Genomic DNA, 18,601 nt, shown 5'->3' on the forward strand with positions numbered 1-18,601 from the left:
TACTTGCAGGGCGACACACAAAGGCGGTTCGCAAGAGCCGCCATTGTGCCTTGTCAAATTTGACAAATCTGCTAAAGCGTTCGCCGAAGCCTCCAAGCCCAAGCAACGCGGTCTCGAACCTGTTTGAACTTGGCATTGGAGCTTAAAAATTATGGCGAACGATTTCCTCTTTACCTCTGAGTCCGTTTCTGAAGGTCACCCCGACAAGGTGGCCGACCAGATTTCGGATGCGATTCTGGATGCGATCTTCAAGCAGGACCCCAAGTCCCGCGTCGCTGCCGAGACCTTGTGCAACACCGGTCTCGTGGTGCTGGCCGGTGAAATCACCACCAACGCGCATGTGGACTACATCCAGGTGGCACGCGACACCATCAAGCGCATCGGCTACGACAACACCGAATACGGCATTGACTACAAGGGTTGCGCCGTGCTGGTGGCCTATGACAAGCAAAGCAACGACATTGCCCAGGGCGTCGATCATGCCAGCGATGACCACCTGAACACCGGCGCCGGTGACCAGGGCCTGATGTTTGGTTATGCCTGCAACGAGACGCCCGAGTTGATGCCCGCGCCGATTTACTATGCTCACCGCCTGGTCGAGCGTCAGGCGCAGTTGCGCAAAGATGGCCGCCTGCCTTTTCTGCGCCCGGATGCCAAGAGCCAGGTCACCATGCGCTACGTGGACGGCAAACCGCACAGCATCGACACCGTGGTGCTGTCGAGCCAGCACAGTCCGGAGATGAGCGATGGCGCGAAGATGAAGCCATCTTTCATCGAAGCGGTGATTGAAGACATCATCAAACCCGTGCTGCCCAAAGAATGGCTGACCGAAGACACCAAATACCTGATCAACCCGACCGGGCGTTTCGTCATCGGTGGCCCGCAAGGCGACTGTGGCCTGACCGGACGCAAGATCATTGTCGACACCTACGGCGGCGCCTGCCCGCACGGCGGCGGCGCCTTCAGCGGCAAAGACCCAACAAAGGTCGATCGTTCGGCCGCCTATGCGGCCCGCTACGTGGCCAAAAACATTGTGGCGGCCGGGTTGGCCCGTCAGTGCCAGATTCAGGTGGCCTATGCCATCGGCGTGGCCAAGCCCATGAACGTGACGGTCTACACCGAAGGCACCGGCGTGATTCCGGACGAGCAACTGGCCGCGCTGGTGAACGAGTACTTTGACCTGCGCCCCAAGGGCATCATCCTGATGCTCGATCTGTTGCGCCCAATCTACGAGAAGACCGCCGCTTACGGTCACTTCGGTCGTGAAGAACCCGAGTTCACCTGGGAACGTACCGACAAGGCACAAACGCTGCGCGCAGCGGCTGGCTTGCCGGCCGCGTAAACGACCAACGAGAGCGAATCGGAACCCATGAAAATACAGACACAACGCTGGATTGACCGCTGGCTGGGCCAGTTGCTGTGTGGCGTGGTGTCTATGTGGGTCCGGCTCATTTCGCTTGGACGGCCTGCCGCGCATCTATCGCGCGAGCCGCGTCACATTCTGGTTATTCTGCTGTCCGAGATGGGCAGCGTGGTGCTGGCCGGCCCCATGTTTGCCACCCTGCGCCAACGCTACCCCAGCGCCACGCTGCATGTACTGCAACTCAAGAAAAACCAGGAAGTCGCTACCCTTCTGGGTTTGGCCCAACCCGAACACCTGCACGCGCTGGACGACAGCGCAGGGTTGGGGTTACTGGGTGACATCTGGCGCGTCAGCATGGCGTTGCGCCGCCTGCCGCTGGACGCCGTGATTGACTGCGAACTGTTTTCCCGCATCAGCAGCCTGATGTCCTACATGAGCGGTGCGCCGCTGCGTGTGGGTTTCACACCGCACACGCAAGAAGGGCTGTACCGAGGAAGCTTTATCAATAAAGCCATTCCGTACAACCCCTATCAGCACATCAGCAAACAGTTCTTGTCGCTGGTCGATGCGTTGGAAGCGTCCTGCATGCCACGCAACAAGGCCGCGCCCATTCGCGAGTTACCGAAAGACACGGGCTTGACCGTGCCCTTTGAAGCGACTGAACTGCAGGCCTACCGCAGCAAGATGCTGGCCGACCACCCGGCTCTCCGGGGTCGAAAAGTAGTCTTGCTGTACGCCGGTGGCGGCCTGCTGCCCGAGCGCGCCTGGCCGGCTGCGCACTATGCCCAGGTGGCACGTGGCCTGTGCCAGGCCGGGCACGCCGTGGGCCTGATTGGCCTGCGCGATGACGCGCCATTGGCACGCGACCTGCGCACGCAAATCCAAAGCGATTTCTGCATCGACCTGACCGGCTACACCCGCAGCATCCGCGAGTTGTTGATGCTGTTCCATGGCGCTGATTTGTTGATCACCAACGATGGCGGTCCCGGCCACTTTGCCAGCCTCACGCCCATTCGCACGATGGTGTTTTTTGGTCCCGAAACGGGTCGCTTGTACGGGCCGCTCGGGCCACGGGCTCAAGTGCTGGAATCCGGTCTGGCCTGCTCACCCTGCCTGAGCGCCTACAACCACCGCGAAACCTTTTGCGATGGCGACAACCAGTGCCTCAAACGCATTGCCCCGGACCCGGTCCTGGCCGATGCCTTGGCCGCTTTGGCCATGCCAACAGGCGCAGCTTCATGAGCCAGCGGACCGGCTGGCAACAGCGTCTGTTTTTATTGATGGAGTGGCTCAAGGGCTTTCGCTACATCAAATTTGGGCTGGTTGGCGCCACGGGCACGGTGGTCAACATGACCATTCTTTATCTTGCGCAAGAATATTTGTTTGCCGCCATTGCCGCACCGCGCAGCCGGCTTTATGCGTCTCTGGCCCTGGCCATTACGGTGGCCACCATCAACAACTTTACCTGGAACCGGCTCTGGACTTGGGCCGACCGCTTGCGTGAGGCGGCTGTGCAGATTCAACCCGGTCAAGCTCCGCAGACCGGTGTTTCCGTCTTTTTGGGCCAGCTCGGACGTTATGCCGTGGCCTCGTGGTTTGGCATCGCCTTGCAGTACGGTCTGACCCTGTGGCTGTCTCATTCCCTGCATTACATGCTGGCCAATGTCATTGCCATTCTGGTGGCGAGCGTGAGCAACTTTTTGGCCAACGACCGCTGGACCTTTCGCCAACGCTCGGCAAAATAACGCATGCATTTCCAACAACCCAACAACCAAACCACTGACACCTCAACGCTGGCCTGGCTGGCCCTGCTGGCACTCGCGGTTGCCGTCTATGCGTTCGGTTTGGGTGGGCAGTACATCCCGAACATCGGGGATGAGTTGGTTTACACGCACATTGCGCGCCTGACGGCGGCCTCCAACCACTGGCTGCCGCTGGTGTCCGAACTGGAGCACACGCGCAATACCAAACCACCCTTGCTGTTTTGGCAGGCCATGGTGGCGGGCGACTGGGGACGCAACTGGCACATGGCCGCGCTGCGCACCCCCAGCCTGATTTACACGCTGCTGTTGGCGGGCGCAGTGGCCTGGACCGTGCAGAGCATCACCCGCAATTTGCGGACCGCTTGCCTGGCAGCCTGCGTTTACCTCGCCTTTTTCTGCACCTTCCGTTTTGGCCGACCTTTTTTGACCAGCGCTCCCGAAACCTTCTGGCTGAATGCGCCCATTTTCTGGCTGTTGTGGCAACGCTTGCGCCCAACACCCGCCACGCAAGCGACCAGCTTGAGCTGGCTGACCCATATCGGCTTCGGCATGGCCATGGGGCTCGGGCTGGCCTATAAATCGTTTGCCCTGATTGCACCGGCGGCGGCCGCGCTGTGGTGTGCCCAGCTGGCAAGTTCTCCCACGCTGAGTTGGCGCGTAGCGCTTAAGACCACCGTCAAAGTGAGCCTGAGTGCGGCGATAGCGTTGGGTATTTTTGCCTTGTGGTTTGTGTTGGACCCAGACCCGGGCGCAGTGTGGCAAGAATTCATCATCGCTGAAAACGCGGGCAAGTTGTCCAACAGTCTGGGCTACTGGCATGTCGCGTTGCTGGGTGGCGGTGTCAGCATGTGGGCGCAACTGCTGGCTTATGCGCAAAATGCAGGGCTGCTGGCGTTCGTCGTCCTGGGGCTGATGTGGACGGGGCTCAGGCTGGGGTTCCAGACCTGGCGCGCACGAGAAAACGCCGACCACACCAAGCTGTCACCACACTTATTGATCTTGCTGGCCTGGCTGGCCGTCTGGCTGATCGTGTTTACGCTGCCCAGTCAGCGTTCGGCACGCTATGTCGTCCCCGCCATGCCGGCCATGGCGATGTTGATCGCCCTCTACTGGGGCCGCATTGGCCGTGGCTGGTTTTTATTGTCTTTACTGCTGTGCGGGATCTTGATTGGCGGTCTGGGTCGCATCGCCTGGGCGGCGCATGACGTCGGCATCGGCACGACCCTCGAACTGAGCGCCACCCTGCTGGCGGTCACCGCCAGTCTTCTTGTCGTCATCGGTGGATTGGTGAAACCCGCCTGGACGCGGGCTTGTACCGTGGCCGCAACGTTGGCGGTTTACGCCTGTTTCAGCTTGACCACGGCACCGTTGAATGGCGCCGCCGGGCATTATCCGGCTGAGGTGATAGCCAAGCTTCAGCAGGCCCGGATCGCCGTGCCGAACAACTTCAACGGCGAATTTGAGCGCTTTCAGTTTGTACTGCCGGGCAACCAGTTTGTGCCCTACGACAGCGAAGGTCGGGCGGCGTCTCACGCCATCGGGACCGCCGGGGAACTCAGCCGTCTGCTGGCCAGCCACGATGCCGTTATCTGGCTGCAAGCGGAACCCACCGAACTGGCACCGCCCTGCGTGCCGGGCTGCACTGTATTGGGAACGCGCTGGGAAGTGAAAGGACGCCACCAGAGTGGCGAAATCAATCTGGCCAACCTCTGGTACCCGCAAAGCTGGCTGTTCAGACGCGAGTGGCTGGTAGCCACTTCCCCGCCAGCCAGCGCCGCGCCACACTGATCAGCCAACCGACCTGAAGCGCAATCCATAACCACGGGTCGATCAGCGCATCCCACAGGTTGCCGGTGGGCAAACGGGTCAGCACAAACAGGGTCAAGACACACAGCATCAACAGCGGACCGACCAGACCCGGCACCTTTCGATTTACCCCCGCCGTGCCCGCCACCACCCAGAGCAAGGTGGCGAACACAGCCACCGCACCCAAGGCGGCTGAACCAAAGCCCCACGCGTAGACCGACACCGGCAGCCAGGCCAGCGTGTCCAACAACAACACCCAACCCAGCACGAAGCCAGTCGCGCCCAGCATGGTCAGGCGACGGGCGAGAGGTGGGGCCATCGGGATTCCCGGCTCTGCTTCCCGCCGCGCACAGCTTAAAAACCACGTCAGACAAATGACGGCACTCGTCAAGCTGGGCGTTTGAAACGCCAGCCCCAGCCAATAAGCCGGCGATGCGTTGCCCGGCACCAGCGTCCATGCCATCACCAATAAACTCAACCCCAACCGATAGGGACGTGCCAGCTTGCCCGCCATCAGCAGGGTGCCACTGCCCAACACGATGGCCCACACCAGATGCAGGGCCACCCGCATCGCCGTGGGACTGGGCAACACCGGGTTCTCCGTTGACAGCAAGGTGTTCAGAAATGCGCTCATGTTCATACCGTGATGCGGTCTCAGTGTTTGGCAGGTGACAAGGAAAACCGTTGCCAGCCAATGCGCTGGCGCTGGTCGGTGTAACTCACCCACAAGCTGTCGTCCGCCCAGGCCAGTGCCGGGTAAGAGAACTCATCAGAGCCCGCGCCGTGCGCCAGCCCTTGGGCCAAAGACCAGGTCCGGCCATCGACGGAGGCACTCAAATCCAGCGTCGTGCGGGCATGTGGCGACGAGTTGTGGGCTAAAAATAGATGCCCAGGCGCCACGGCCAGCCCCGCCACGGACGAGTCCGTATTAACCAGTGCCAAATCGGGCAAATCGACCCAGTGCTGTCCGCTGTCACTGGTTTGGGCCACCGCCACCTTGCCCACCGGGCTCTGATCGCGCATCAGCGCCAGCCAGTGGGAATCGCTCACTATCAACAGCGTCGGCTGCAGCAGATGGGTGCGACGGGAAATTCGGACCATGCTTTTGAACTCCCCATTAGCGTCAAAGCGCAAGGCGACCGGGTATTTGATGCCCAGTTCGAAATGCACCGGCAGCACCATGCCGCCATCGGCCAACGGCAACGGCGCCGCGCGCACCAGAAAACTGGTGTTCCACAGCCATGACAGGGGCAACACCCGCACCACGTCAAACGACAGCGCCGCAAAGTCCTGGCCCGCATTGCTCTGGCGCAAATGCACAATGCGCGCCGCCGCCCAGCCGCCCAGGCCGGTCGCCACCACAAACAGATGAATCTTGCCCTGCCGATCGAGCCAGGCCACCGGATTGCCCAGCCGCCGTACGCCCCACCCCAGTGACTCGCCCATGGCCAAGCGGTTGACCACAAAACGCGCCGCGCTCCATTGCTGCGTGGCACGGTCAAATTGTGCGGCGGCAATCTGCACATCGGGGGCGCTTTCGCGCGTGCCGGCAAACCAGAACGCCATCAGGGTGGACGGGTGCGCGGCCGGCATTGCCAGCAGGCTGCTGGCGTGGGCCGCCGGTGTGTTGGCGGGCATGGGAATGTAGCCACGACCGACCGGCACCAGCGCACGCCCTGTCGCTGTGATTTCTGCGGTGGGCCACACGGCTTGTGCCAAGGGCGTCACGTCGGCGCGACGCCCCACATCCAGCCCAATCAAAGCGGCGCAGATCAGCAGACCGCCGAGGAGTCGTGAGCCAAAGAAACGGGTAACAGCGGCAATCAAGGAATCAGGCATTGCACATTGCGAATGGGTGGTCGTAGCGCCCGGTAGCAACAGGACGGAGAGTGAGAGGGTGGTGGCCCTATCTTAATGTCAATTGATCTCTCTTTTTCTGATGGAAGAGCGGGCTTCACCAAGCCCGTGCGCAACTACGGTTGCAGCATGTTTTTGTTACTTATTTATACAAATAATGGCTGTAGCCGCCGTCCATATTGCACAACCAGCTATATTTAATATAGCAAACTCAAGTTACCCTGCTGTATTTAAAGCACCTTACCATTTCAAACGGACCCACCTCGTTATCATCCGCCCATGCCACCCAGTTCATCCTCCTACCTTGACACCGACGCGTGGGGCCGTGCCCTGCTGCGCGGGGCGGCCAGTTGGTGGCACCTGGTTCACTTTGGGGCCATGGTGCTGGTGATGGCGCTGTCGCCCTCGACCTACAACCGGGCCAACCGCGCCACCACGTCCCGCTACATTTACGCCAGCACCTGGCAGGTGTTGCCATGGTTCACGGCGCTGGCCGCCCTGCTCAGTCTGGTGTTGATTCGCATCGTGGTCGTCACGGCCCTGAGTTATGGCCTGTCGCAATACGCCTTGCAGATGGTGGTGCGTGTGCTGGTGCTGGAACTGATACCGTTGTCGGCGGCCCTGTTTGTCGCCTTGCGCGCCGGCCTGACGTTCAACGCCAGTCTGGGCGTCACCCCGTTGAAGTCCTTCGCCGAGCCGTCGCCCCCACTGAGTCTGGCCAGCTTGCGCCACGAGTATGTGCCGCGCGTGATGGCCAGCACTTTTGCGGTACTGACCTTGGCCATGCTCAGCAGTGTGATCGCACTGGTGCTGGCCTACCTCACGGTGTACGGCTTGACCCTCTGGGGCCTGCCGGGCTACACGCGCACGGTTGGCCAGGTGTTCGACGCAGCGGTCACTCTGGGTTTTGTCCTCAAAACCATTCTCTTCAGTCTGGCGGTAGCCGTGGTACCCATGGCCGCCCGGCTGGACCCCTACCAAAGCGCGACCGAGGACACGGTGCAACCCGGTGCGGTGCGCCTGTTTTTGGTACTACTATTGATTGAAGCCGCCTCCCTGGTGGTCAAGTACATCTGAACGCTCTGACGCCCATGGAACCCCAACCCGAATCCCCATCGCCGTCCCCGTCGGCCATCGCCCGCGTCGAACGCAAGGCCATTTTGTTGCTGATCCTGATCTCGACACTGGTGCTTGGTTTTCTGCTTTATGTGATGTATGCGCGTGGCGTGTTCGAGAGCACGCAGCAACTGGTGCTGATCTCCGACGACGCCGAAGGCGTCATCGTCGGCATGGACCTGACGTTTGCGGGCTTTCCGATTGGGCGCGTGCGGCGCATTGAACTGGCGCCCGATGGCAAGGCCCGCATGGTGATTGACGTGCCGCGCAAAGATGCCCACTGGCTGCGCACCTCCAGCATCTTCACCATGGAACGCGGCATGGTGGGCGAAACCCACATCCGCGCCTTCAGCGGCATCCTGGCCGACCCGCCCTTGCCCGAAAATTCGGAGCGTACCGTACTGCGCGGTGATACCAGCGCCGAAATTCCGCGCCTGGTGGCCACCACCCGGGCGCTGCTGGAAAACCTGGAGAACATGACGGGACCGGAGTCCAGCATCAACACCAGCCTGGGGCACCTGAATACCGTAACAGAGCGGCTGAGCGGTCGCTATGGCATGCTGACCGGCGTCATGGGAAGTGAAGAGAACGCAAAAAAAATCATCGCCACGTTGGACCGCACCAATGCGCTGCTGGCCAAGACGGATCAGCGCATCTATGGCCCCAATGGCGTGATGGACGGCACGCAGGCCGCCGTCACCCAGCTCAATGCCGTATTGAAGGAGGCCAGTGCCAGCCTGAAAAAGGTGGACGCCGTCCTGGCCGAAGCGCAGGCTGTGGGCGCCAATGCCCGCGTCGCCAGCACGGACCTGGGCGCGCTGCGCGCCGAGGTGGAAATCAGCCTGCGCAAAGTCAGCCAACTGGTGGACGAAGTGAACCGCAAGTGGCCCTTTGCCCGCGACACGGAGCTCAAACTGCCATGACACCCCGCTTGATCTTGCCGACCCGACTGGCCCGTGCCACCGTTTTCAGTGCCGCCCTGCTGTTGGCCGCGTGTGCCAGCGGCCCGGTTACGCCCGACTGGCAAGCCAATGGATTTGCCGCGCTGAAGGGTTTTTCAACCGCGTACCTGAACGGCAATACCCGCCTGGCCGACTTTGAGTTTGCCCGCGCCAAAACCGAAATCAGCAGCACCGGCCGCGCTGATTTGCTCGCCCGTGCCGAGCTGACGCGTTGCGCCGTGCGCGTGGCCAGCCTTGAATTTGACAACTGTGCTGGCTATCAGCCCCTGGCGCAGGATGCACCGGCCAGCGAGCAGGCCTATGCCGCTTACCTGACGGGGCACTGGGCAGGACTGAACACCGCCTTGTTGCCGGCGCAGCATCGGGCCCTCGTGCAGCAGGCGGCGGTCGCCCCAGCGGCGACCAGTCCGACCCCGACGCGCAGCGTGCTGGACAGCCTGGAAGACCCGCTGGCGCGCCTGATCGCGGCCGGGGTTCTGTTGCAAAGCAGCCGATTAACCCCGGCTGATATCACGACCGCCACTGAGACGGCCTCCCGCCAAGGGTGGCGCCGCCCGCTGCTGGCCTGGCTCGGAGTACAACACCAGCGCGCCAGCGAAACCGGCGACCGTGATGCGGCCGCCCGCCTCCAGCGGCGTATTGACCTGGTCTTGCAGGCCAGCCCTAAAACTCAGTGAGCTGAATGTGCGACTGTTTGACCGATGCCCGGCCAACGGTGACGCAGAACCAGCCAGGCACTCAGGCCGATGCACATCATGCCCAGTGAAGCCGCGGCCAGCATCACCGTGGAATGCATGACCAGCGGTGCAATCACACCGGCCACCAGACCATTGGCGGACGAACCAATGAACGCCTGCAATGAAGACGCCATGCCCCGTCGCTCCGGGTGCAGGTCCAGCACCAGCAGTGTCACCACCGGCACCATCATGGCCCAGCCGAAGGAAAAGATGGCAATCGGAAACATTGCCCATGACACATGGGCTGTGAACAGCAGATTGGCCGCCAGATTGAGCAGGGCAATCAGCAGCATGATCAAAAAACCATACTTGATCTGCTGCTTGGGCGGCATTTTTCCGGCCATGCGGCCACTGACCCAGGCGCCGCCCATGATGCCGCTGATGGACAACACGAAGAACCAGAAAAACTGCGTCGGCGCCAGCGCCAGATGCTCCCCAAGAAAGGCCGGCGCCGACAGGATGTACAAAAACATGCCGTTGAACGGCACGCCGCTGGCCAGCGCCAACAGCACAAAACGCGGGTCACGCCCCAACTGCCAATAACCCTGCAGCAAGTTGCTGACCTTGAGCGGCTGCCGATGCGAGAGGTGCAGGGTCTCGGGCAGCAGCTTGAAATTGGCAAACCACAGCGTGACGCCCACAGCCGTCAGAAACCAGAAAATACTGTGCCAGTTGAGGTGCACAAACAACCAGCCGCCCACGATCGGCGCAATGGCCGGGGCAACCCCGAAATAAATGGTGATCTGGCTCATCACCTTTTGCGCCTGGGTCGGGTCAAACATGTCGCGCACCACGGCGCGGGCCACCACAATGCCAGCACCGGTGGACAGACCCTGCATCGCCCGGAAGAACACCAATTGGCCAATGCTTTGCGACAGCGCACAGCCTGCCGACGCGAGCGTGAAGGCCGCCAAGCCCCACAACACCACCGGCCGCCGCCCCAGACTGTCTGAAATCGCGCCGTGAAACAGGCTCATGAAGGCAAAGCCGAACAGATAAGCCGACAGCGTCTGCTGCATCTCCACCGGCGTCGCCCCCAGCGATTGGGCAATGCCCGAAAAAGCGGGAATATAGGTGTCAATCGAAAACGGGCCGAGCATGCCCAGCACGGCCAGCAAAACCGCCAGCGCCCAGCGCGGCGCGCGCCAGAGTTCTTTAGCGTCCGGGTTCATCCCGCATCAAACCGATGCGCCCAGCAGCGTGATCGCCACAATCACCACGCCAATCGCCAGATTCACCATCACCCAGGTGCGAATACTCGCCAGTGCCGCGCCGCCCGCCGGCCAAGCCGAGGCTGTCACCGCTTGGCTGAGACGCTTGTACAGCACAAAGCGAATGTGGCCAAAGATAGCCACCATCACCAGCCCCAGCGCGGCCATCACGATCCACTCCAGCGGCATGCTGACCTTGATCCCTGATTGCGCCGCAGCCCGGCCCATGCGGCCCATCATCCACAGGCCACTGCCCAGTACCAGTCCGGCGGCCACCAGCACCGCGTTAAAGAAGCGTCCCAGCACATCGTGCATCAAGCGCACCCGATCAGGCGCGGCCAACGCAGCGGCCGCCGGACGCAAAAAGAACGGCACAAACACCATGCCCCCAATCCAGACAATGACCGACAGCAGGTGAATGGTTTTTAAGATGGCGTAAAACATGAATGGGGATGAGTGGGGGTTGTATTAAAAAAGCAACGCTCATGATGCCATGCCCAAGCCAACGCTGCATTCGTTACGGGACAAACAGGCTTGGACAAGCCGCGTAGCGCGTTCCAAACAGAAGCCAAGCTACCTGTTGTCCTCTCTTGAGCTAGACCTGATTTTGGTAGGAGTTTAGCTGGCACCTAATTTAAGATGTATTATTAATATATCTTAAATTTCAGAGCTCATCACCATGCTTTCCCAAGAACACCGTTCCATCATCGCCGCGACCGTCCCCATTCTGGAGCAAGGCGGCGAAGCGCTGACGCGCCACTTCTACCTCCAGCTGTTCAAGGACTTTCCCGAGGTGCTGCCGCTGTTCAACCAGGCCCACCAGCACAGCGGCGACCAGCAGCGCGCGCTGGCGAATGGCATCCTGATGTATGCCAGGAACATCGAGCGCCTTGAACAGTTGGGCCCGCTGGTCAATACCATCGTGAACAAGCACGTCGCGCTGCAGATCTTGCCGGAACACTATCCGATGGTCGGCGCCAGCCTGCTGAAGGCGATTCGCGAAGTGCTCGGCGCTGAAGTCGCCACCGACGCCGTCATCGACGCCTGGGCCGCGGCCTACGGCCAACTGGCTGACATCCTGATGGGTGCCGAAGGCGACATCTACCAAGAGAAAAAAGCCGCGCCGGGCGGCTGGGAAGGCGCACGCAAGTTCGTCGTATCGCGCAAAACTGTGGAGTCGGACGAAATCGTGTCGTTCCAGATGACGCCGCAAGACGGCCAGCCGGTACTGGCCTTCGAGCCAGGCCAGTGCATCGGCATCCGCGTGACCATGGACGGCGCCGAAATGCAGCGCCAGTATTCGCTGTCGGCTGAGCGCAACGGCGTCAGCTACCAGATCAGCGTCAAGCGCGAGCCGATGGGGCTGGTGTCCAACTTCCTGCATGACCACGTCAATGTCGGCGATGCGGTCGATCTGTTCCCGCCATCGGGCGCGTTCACGCTGACCGCAGGCGACAAGCCGGTGGTGCTGATCAGCGGCGGCGTCGGCATCACGCCGACATTGGCGATGCTAACCAGCGCACTGAACACCGGACGCGACGTCTATTTCATCCATGCGGCGCGCCACGGCGGTGTGCACGCCTTCCGAGGCATGGTCGACCAACTGGCCGAGCGTCATGACAATCTGCGCCATTATTATTGCTATGCCGAGTCGCGCGACGGCGATGCCGAACCGGATGCGGTCGGCCTGATCGGACCGAATCATCTGGCCCAGTGGCTGCCCGAAACGCGTGATGTGGACGCGTATTTCCTGGGCCCCGTGCCTTTCATGAAAGCCGTTAAATCGTCGCTGCGCGAAGTGGGTGTGCCAGAAGCGCAGACTTCTTACGAGTTCTTCGGGCCGGCGTCAGCGCTGGCCTGACAGGCCGAACCCGGCAACGTGAGCCGACCAGATTATTTCCGAGGGGCCGGTGCAACAACGCAACGGTCCTCGGCCACTGGTTCCGGCGTGTAATCGCTGCCCCATTCACGCCAGTTTTCGCCAAACAATTCAAACGGATGCTGGGTGCGGTCGGATCCATTGCCACACATCATGTCGTTAGCAGAGCAGTATTTATCGCAACCCCAGCAGATTCGTTCGGGGTTGGCCGGATGTATGGGGAATATCTTTTTCACTTTGATGACCTCGAAATGAATCGTCGACTACTGCTTGCTGCCCGGGTATGCCTGGAACCGAATAACGGCGGCGCAAGGTCTTCAAATCAGTACGCGAAATGTGGTGTACGTCCAGCGTGTCGGACGTACAGGTTCAGGCAATTGAGTTAAAGATGCATACATCATGCATTTTATAGAGTGAATGTGTTTTTTGCAATATGCAATATTTAATGAAATTTCCGCCTTGCATTCGCGTCTAGGAACCATCCCAGGAGCTTGGCAGCAGATTCAGGATTTACCCGCATCCTCTTGAAAGCCTGGCAAATGCCCTTATCATTAGCACTCGTAAGAGTTGAGTGCTAACAGGCTTTTGTCCTTTACAGCTTTCTCTTCAAATTAGTGAGCATCAACTTGTTTAAGTTGGTGCTCTTGATTGTTCAACCTTTGTTTCAAAACCCATAGGAGATCCCATGAAACTTCGTCCTCTGCATGATCGCGTGATTGTTAAACGCGTGGAAAACGAAACCAAAACTGCCTCTGGCATCGTCATTCCTGACAGCGCTGCTGAAAAGCCTGATCAAGGTGAAGTGCTGGCCGTGGGTCCTGGCAAGAAGAACGACAAGGGCGAAATCAGCGCCATGGCCGTCAAGGTCGGCGACCGCGTGTTGTTCGGCAAATACAGTGGCCAAACCGTCAAAGTTGACGGCGACGAATTGCTCGTCATGAAAGAAGATGACCTGTTTGCGGTTGTCGAGAAGTAATTTCTCACTTCTTTCCACTTAACTAATTAACTGAATCCGGAGTCCTAACATGGCAGCAAAAGACGTAGTTTTCGGCGGCGAAGCCCGCGCACGCATGGTCGAGGGTGTGAACATCCTGGCCAACGCCGTTAAAGTAACCCTTGGCCCAAAAGGCCGTAACGTAGTTCTGGAGCGCTCGTTCGGCGCCCCGACCGTGACCAAGGACGGCGTGTCCGTGGCCAAGGAAATCGAACTCAAAGACAAGCTGCAAAACATGGGTGCGCAGATGGTCAAGGAAGTTGCTTCCAAGACCTCCGACATCGCTGGCGACGGCACCACCACCGCGACCGTGCTGGCACAAGCCATCGTGCACGAAGGCATGAAGTACGTGGCCGCCGGCATGAACCCGATGGACCTGAAGCGCGGTATCGACAAGGCGGTGCACGCCCTGGTTACCGAGTTGAAGAAGGCGTCCAAAGCCACCACCACTTCCAAAGAAATCGCCCAAGTCGGTTCGATTTCCGCCAACTCTGACGAAGCTATCGGCAAGATCATTGCTGATGCGATGGACAAAGTGGGCAAAGAAGGCGTGATCACGGTTGAAGACGGCAAGTCGCTCGACAGCGAACTCGAAGTCGTTGAAGGTATGCAGTTTGACCGTGGCTACCTGTCACCCTACTTCATCAACAACCCAGAAAAGCAAGCCGCACTGCTGGACAACCCGTTTGTGCTCTTGTACGACAAGAAAATCAGCAACATTCGTGACCTGCTGCCGACCCTGGAACAAGTTGCCAAGTCCGGCCGTCCTTTGCTGATCATCTCGGAAGATGTCGAAGGCGAAGCCCTGGCAACTTTGGTGGTCAACACCATCCGTGGCATTCTGAAGGTTGTGGCGGTCAAGGCGCCAGGCTTTGGCGATCGTCGCAAGGCCATGCTGGAAGACATCGCCATCCTGACCGGCGGCAAAGTGATTGCTGAAGAAGTTGGCATGTCGCTCGAAAAAGTGACTTTGGCTGATCTCGGTTCGGCCAAGCGCATCGAAGTGGGCAAAGAAAACACCATCATCATCGACGGTGCTGGTGCTCCTGCTGACATCGAAGCCCGCGTGAAGCAAGTGCGCGTGCAGATCGAAGAAGCTACTTCTGACTACGACCGCGAAAAATTGCAAGAGCGCGTGGCCAAGCTGGCTGGCGGTGTTGCCGTGATCAAGGTTGGCGCTGCCACCGAAGTCGAAATGAAAGAAAAGAAAGCCCGCGTTGAAGACGCCCTGCACGCTACCCGCGCTGCCGTGGAAGAAGGCATCGTGGCTGGCGGCGGCGTTGCGCTGTTGCGCGCCAAGCAAACTGCTGGCGTCGTTAAAGGCGACAACGCGGACCAGGAAGCCGGTATCAAGCTGGTGATGAAAGCCATCGAAGCGCCTCTGCGCGAGATCGTTTACAACGGCGGCGGTGAAGCGTCTGTGGTGGTGGCAGCTGTGTTGGCCGGCAAGGGCAACTTCGGCTTCAACGCTGCCAACGACACCTATGGCGACATGATCGAAATGGGTATCCTGGACCCAACCAAAGTGACCCGCACCGCTCTGCAAAACGCAGCGTCTGTGGCCTCTTTGATGTTGACCACCGAGTGCATGGTGGCTGAGGCGCCTAAGGACGAATCAGCTGGCGGCATGGGCGGCGGCGACATGGGCGGCATGGGCGGCATGGGCGGCATGGGCATGTAATAGGCTCCTTGCTTGACGATCTGCAGCCAGCTGTAGATTGTCATGCTGCGTCGATGGGCGTTATGGCTTTCGACACAAAACAAAAAACCCGCAAGGTGCGAACCTTGCGGGTTTTTTGCTATTTAAATAGTAGCTTCCTACGCTTATTGGACGTGGGCTAGAGCCCTATTTAATTAAAAGGGGCGTTGAGCTGAAACATCAGCCCGGCCGTCCCCAGAACATTGACTTGTGCCGACCAGCCCGGTTTGAATTCATAAGCCAGGGCGGGAATCACCGCGGGTGAAAACCCGGCGTGGTTGTAAGGCACTTTGTCTTGGTAGGGATCTTTGTAGCCGTAAAGCAAACCGGCCGTCCATTTGAACGACAAATGGTTGATGCCCGCAATATCGTGATAAACGCCGCCCCACGGATAGACATACACCGTCGGTTGCCCAAATGAATTGGTAAAAAACGTGACGCCATCCAGTTTGGCATTGGGATGCTCGCGCTCCACGCCCACCATCACCACGTCTTTGTGGTCATCACTGGGGGAAAAATGAAGGGTATAGGGACTGAACTGCCAGCTCAGCACTTTGTCCTGCGCCAGCGAGGCGAGGAAACTTTGCTCGGCCATGGCGGCGCCCGACAGGTGGGCCACAATCAGGCCAAAGACGATGGGAAACAATTTATTCATGGGGGCAGCGTTGAATTTCGTGATGCAAAAGGTTTGCAGTGTAACGGCAGCCCTCTTGACAAGCCGCAGGCGCTGTATGGGTTTGCTACACCTCTTTTTGCTAATGGCCCTGCTGTCCAGCAGTGGTTGTGCCTGGCTGGACAGCCGGCAGCGCCAGATCATCTACCGCCCCACCCCCGGTATTCCGGCCGAATTTGCCGCTCTGCACGCCGGTGATGAGCGCTATTTTGTCAACCTGCCAGCCGTTTCAGCCCAGCCCCTCCAGGAGGAGAGCAAGACCGGCATCGCCAGTGATACCGGGCAGCGCGTGGAGATGTGGTGGTTGCCACATTCGGATACCAATGCGCCGACCCTGCTGTATTTTCACGGCACGTTTCGCACCCTGTTTGACAACTGGCACAAGATGGAGGCCTTGCGTGAGGCCGGCTTTTCGGTCCTGGCGGTGGACTACCGGGGTTGGGGCTTAAGCACGCCGATCACGCCGTCAGAACAAAGCATTTTGCAGGATGCCGCCGTGGCTTGGAGCGAACTGCAGCGCCGCGAGCCGCGTGCTGCCCAGCGCGTGATCTATGGCCATTCCATGGGCAGCGGCGTGGCGGTTGATCTGGCCAGCCGCCTGCGCGCCCCGACCGATTACGGCGCACTGATTCTGGAGTCTGCGTTCACCAGCTTCACCGACGTGGCGCGTGAGGCGGGATTTTTAGCCCGATTTTTAGTCCTTTTTAACGACGAACGCTTTGCCTCCCTTGACAAAATCGCGCGGATTCACGCCCCCTTGCTGATGATCCATGGCCGCGCCGACACAACGATTCCCCTGCGTCTGGGGCAGCAATTATTTGCCAGCGCCAACCCACCCAAAGCGTGGCTCACCATTGAAGGAGGCGATCACAGTGACCTCGATCAGGTCGGCCACGCCGCTTACCAAGCCACCCTGCAGCGCTTCAGGCACGACTACCTGGCCGTGCGCAAGGCCACCGCCCCCTAATGCTACTATTTATATAGCTGCTTGCGCATATTAAATAAGGGCTAGAGGCTGATTCAATCAATAACTCAGCGCTTGAACGGCACCACCGTCTGGTGTTGTTCCCCCAAGCCCTCTACGCCCAGAACCATCGTGTCGCCCGCTTTCAGAAACTGCGGCGGCTTCCGGCCCATGCCAACGCCGGGTGGCGTGCCGGTGGTGATCACATCGCCCGGCAGCAGGGTCATGAACTGGCTCAGGTAACTGACGATCTTGGCGACGCCAAAAATCATGGTTTTGGTGTTGCCCTGCTGGACCCGTTGGCCGTTGACCTCCAGCCACAGACCCAGTTTTTGCGGATTGGGCACTTCATCCCGCGTCACCAGCCAGGGCCCCAGTGGCCCAAACGTGTCGCAGCCTTTGCCCTTGTCCCAGGTGCCGCCGCGTTCCAGCTGGTATTCGCGTTCGCTGATGTCATTGACGGTGCAGTAACCAGCGACATGGTTGAGCGCGTCCTTTTGCAAGACGTAGCGCGCCCGCGTGCCGATCACCACGCCCAGCTCCACTTCCCAATCGGTTTTGACCGAACCTTTGGGCAACATGACGGCGTCGTTGGCGCCCTGGATGCAGCTGGTGGCTTTCATGAACACCACCGGCTCGGCCGGAATCGGCAGGCCCGACTCGGCGGCGTGGTCGGCATAGTTCAAGCCAATCGCGATGAACTTACCGACGCCCTGCAACGGGCTGCCCAGGCGCGGTTTGCCCTTGACCAAAGGCAGTTTGTCGGGGTTCAAGCGCTGCAATTTGGCCAGTGCCACGTCACCCAGTTGCGCCGGGCCAATGTCCGCAATCACGGCGCTCAAGTCGCGCAACTGGCCCTGCGCATCGATCAGACCCGGTTTTTCTTTGCCGGGTTGGCCATAACGGACGAGTTTCATCGGTTTCCTTTCGTTGCTTGACCCAGCAAGTTTGCCAGTTCTGCCTGCAGCTGCGGCGCCGACTCAAAGTGGATGCCATGCCAGCCCTGCTCGCGGGCGGTTTGCACATTGCCCTTCAAGTCGTCGATGAACAGCGTTTCACCCGGCTCCAGCGCGTAGCGGGTTTGCAGCAGCTGGTAGATGGCCGGCTCCGGTTTGATGTGCAGGACGTCGCCAGAAAAAATACCGCCATCGAACCACTGCAAGAAAGCGTGCCGTTGCTCCAGCGTGCGGGCATAAGGCACCGGCATGTTCGACAAAAAATAGAGCTTCAGTTGATCGGGGCCCGCCACCCCTGCGGCGGACGGACGGCGCAAGGCGTGCAACTGCGCCAACAGGGCCACGGTGGCGTCAATCGGCAGCAACCGATCACCAATGCTGTGAACCAAATCGGCCAGCACGCCCGGGTCCAGGCCCAAGCGCGCGGCGGTGCGTTCCACCACCACGCCCATCGGCAAAGTGCCGCGGTCAAAATTGTGCCAGTCGTCGTGCGCAAACACCGCCTGCGCCAGTTGCGCGGCTTGTTGCGGGGTAGCGGCTACGTCTGGAAAGGATTGCGCCAGCAACTCGGCCGGGCGCCAGGTGAACAGCACGGCGCCGAAATCAAACACCACATTCATG

19 protein-coding genes are annotated in these 18,601 nt (G+C 60.0%); 11 read left to right on the top strand and 8 right to left on the bottom strand.

Annotation, left to right across the window (positions count from 1 at the left end; all coding sequences use genetic code 11):
* Positions 1-151 precede the first annotated feature (151 nt).
* The 4 genes from metK to HHJ17_RS02080 are packed head-to-tail and all read left to right on the top strand — an operon-like array spanning position 152 to position 4,914.
* Positions 152-1,342: a methionine adenosyltransferase gene (metK, locus tag HHJ17_RS02065; protein WP_296500566.1), complete on the top strand. Its 1,191-nt coding sequence runs from the start codon at positions 152-154 to the stop codon at positions 1,340-1,342.
* A 27-nt stretch (positions 1,343-1,369) separates the two neighbouring features.
* Positions 1,370-2,605 (top strand): glycosyltransferase family 9 protein, encoded by a 1,236-nt coding sequence (locus tag HHJ17_RS02070; RefSeq protein WP_296500567.1) that lies wholly within the window; start codon positions 1,370-1,372, stop codon positions 2,603-2,605.
* Positions 2,602-3,108, top strand: a complete 507-nt coding sequence (locus HHJ17_RS02075) for a GtrA family protein (protein WP_296500569.1) — start codon at positions 2,602-2,604, stop codon at positions 3,106-3,108. The genes HHJ17_RS02070 and HHJ17_RS02075 overlap by 4 nt, the downstream gene beginning before the upstream one ends.
* Before the next feature lie 3 nt (positions 3,109-3,111).
* Entirely contained in the window at positions 3,112-4,914 is a 1,803-nt protein-coding gene (locus tag HHJ17_RS02080) for a hypothetical protein (protein WP_296500571.1), read from the top strand.
* Here the strand turns inward: HHJ17_RS02080 and HHJ17_RS02085 are convergent.
* Both HHJ17_RS02085 and HHJ17_RS02090 read right to left on the bottom strand, forming a co-directional pair.
* Positions 4,859-5,566 (bottom strand): hypothetical protein, encoded by a 708-nt coding sequence (locus HHJ17_RS02085; RefSeq protein ID WP_296500572.1) that lies wholly within the window; start codon positions 5,564-5,566, stop codon positions 4,859-4,861. The genes HHJ17_RS02080 and HHJ17_RS02085 overlap by 56 nt on opposite strands.
* 20 nt (positions 5,567-5,586) lie before the next feature.
* Positions 5,587-6,771 carry a sialidase family protein gene (locus HHJ17_RS02090; RefSeq protein ID WP_296500573.1) on the bottom strand — a complete coding sequence of 395 codons (1,185 nt, stop codon included), beginning with the start codon at positions 6,769-6,771 and terminating at the stop codon, positions 5,587-5,589.
* Positions 6,772-7,068: 297 nt separating this feature from the next.
* Between HHJ17_RS02090 and HHJ17_RS02095 the strand changes: the two genes are divergently transcribed.
* From HHJ17_RS02095 to HHJ17_RS02105, 3 genes are read left to right on the top strand one after another with little or no spacing between them, the layout of a single operon-like run.
* Positions 7,069-7,866 carry an ABC transporter permease gene (locus HHJ17_RS02095; protein WP_296500575.1) on the top strand — a complete coding sequence of 266 codons (798 nt, stop codon included), beginning with the start codon at positions 7,069-7,071 and terminating at the stop codon, positions 7,864-7,866.
* A 14-nt stretch (positions 7,867-7,880) separates the two neighbouring features.
* Entirely contained in the window at positions 7,881-8,828 is a 948-nt protein-coding gene (locus HHJ17_RS02100; protein ID WP_296500577.1) for an MlaD family protein, read from the top strand.
* Entirely contained in the window at positions 8,825-9,544 is a 720-nt protein-coding gene (locus HHJ17_RS02105) for a hypothetical protein (protein WP_296500579.1), read from the top strand. Before HHJ17_RS02100 ends, HHJ17_RS02105 begins: the two co-directional genes overlap by 4 nt.
* On the opposite strand, the gene HHJ17_RS02110 is transcribed toward HHJ17_RS02105, so the two are convergent.
* Both HHJ17_RS02110 and HHJ17_RS02115 read right to left on the bottom strand, forming a co-directional pair.
* Positions 9,538-10,776, bottom strand: coding sequence for a multidrug effflux MFS transporter (locus HHJ17_RS02110; protein WP_296500581.1), 1,239 nt, complete (start codon positions 10,774-10,776; stop codon positions 9,538-9,540). The two genes, HHJ17_RS02105 and HHJ17_RS02110, sit on opposite strands and share 7 nt — an antisense overlap.
* Before the next feature lie 6 nt (positions 10,777-10,782).
* Positions 10,783-11,259 (bottom strand): CopD family protein, encoded by a 477-nt coding sequence (locus tag HHJ17_RS02115; protein WP_296500583.1) that lies wholly within the window; start codon positions 11,257-11,259, stop codon positions 10,783-10,785.
* A gap of 235 nt (positions 11,260-11,494) precedes the next feature.
* Between HHJ17_RS02115 and hmpA the strand changes: the two genes are divergently transcribed.
* Positions 11,495-12,676 carry an NO-inducible flavohemoprotein gene (gene hmpA, locus HHJ17_RS02120; protein ID WP_296500585.1) on the top strand — a complete coding sequence of 394 codons (1,182 nt, stop codon included), beginning with the start codon at positions 11,495-11,497 and terminating at the stop codon, positions 12,674-12,676.
* Between the two features lie 32 nt (positions 12,677-12,708).
* On the opposite strand, the gene HHJ17_RS02125 is transcribed toward hmpA, so the two are convergent.
* Positions 12,709-12,930: a DUF3079 domain-containing protein gene (locus HHJ17_RS02125; RefSeq protein WP_296500588.1), complete on the bottom strand. Its 222-nt coding sequence runs from the start codon at positions 12,928-12,930 to the stop codon at positions 12,709-12,711.
* Between the two features lie 449 nt (positions 12,931-13,379).
* On the opposite strand from HHJ17_RS02125, the gene groES reads away from it, so the two are divergent.
* Entirely contained in the window at positions 13,380-13,670 is a 291-nt protein-coding gene (gene groES, locus HHJ17_RS02130) for a co-chaperone GroES (protein WP_096667046.1), read from the top strand.
* A 49-nt stretch (positions 13,671-13,719) separates the two neighbouring features.
* A complete protein-coding gene (gene groL, locus HHJ17_RS02135; protein WP_296500590.1) occupies positions 13,720-15,369 on the top strand; it encodes a chaperonin GroEL in 1,650 nt (549 codons plus the stop codon).
* A 169-nt stretch (positions 15,370-15,538) separates the two neighbouring features.
* Here groL and HHJ17_RS02140 read toward each other — a convergent pair whose 3' ends face one another.
* The gene (locus HHJ17_RS02140; RefSeq protein WP_296500591.1) at positions 15,539-16,042 is read right to left on the bottom strand and encodes a hypothetical protein; all 504 of its coding nucleotides are present in this window, start codon (positions 16,040-16,042) and stop codon (positions 15,539-15,541) included.
* A 76-nt stretch (positions 16,043-16,118) separates the two neighbouring features.
* Here HHJ17_RS02140 and HHJ17_RS02145 point away from each other — a divergent pair, with 76 nt between their 5' ends.
* Positions 16,119-17,027, top strand: a complete 909-nt coding sequence (locus HHJ17_RS02145; protein ID WP_296500592.1) for an alpha/beta fold hydrolase — start codon at positions 16,119-16,121, stop codon at positions 17,025-17,027.
* Positions 17,028-17,092: 65 nt separating this feature from the next.
* Here the strand turns inward: HHJ17_RS02145 and HHJ17_RS02150 are convergent, their stop codons facing one another.
* Positions 17,093-17,941, bottom strand: coding sequence for a fumarylacetoacetate hydrolase family protein (locus HHJ17_RS02150; protein WP_296500593.1), 849 nt, complete (start codon positions 17,939-17,941; stop codon positions 17,093-17,095).
* Positions 17,938-18,600, bottom strand: coding sequence for an HAD family phosphatase (locus HHJ17_RS02155; protein WP_296500594.1), 663 nt, complete (start codon positions 18,598-18,600; stop codon positions 17,938-17,940). Before HHJ17_RS02155 ends, HHJ17_RS02150 begins: the two co-directional genes overlap by 4 nt.
* Between the last annotated feature and the right edge of the window lies 1 nt (position 18,601).

It is taken from the genome of Rhodoferax sp. (assembly GCF_012927445.1).
Classification (GTDB): domain Bacteria; phylum Pseudomonadota; class Gammaproteobacteria; order Burkholderiales; family Burkholderiaceae_C; genus Rhodoferax.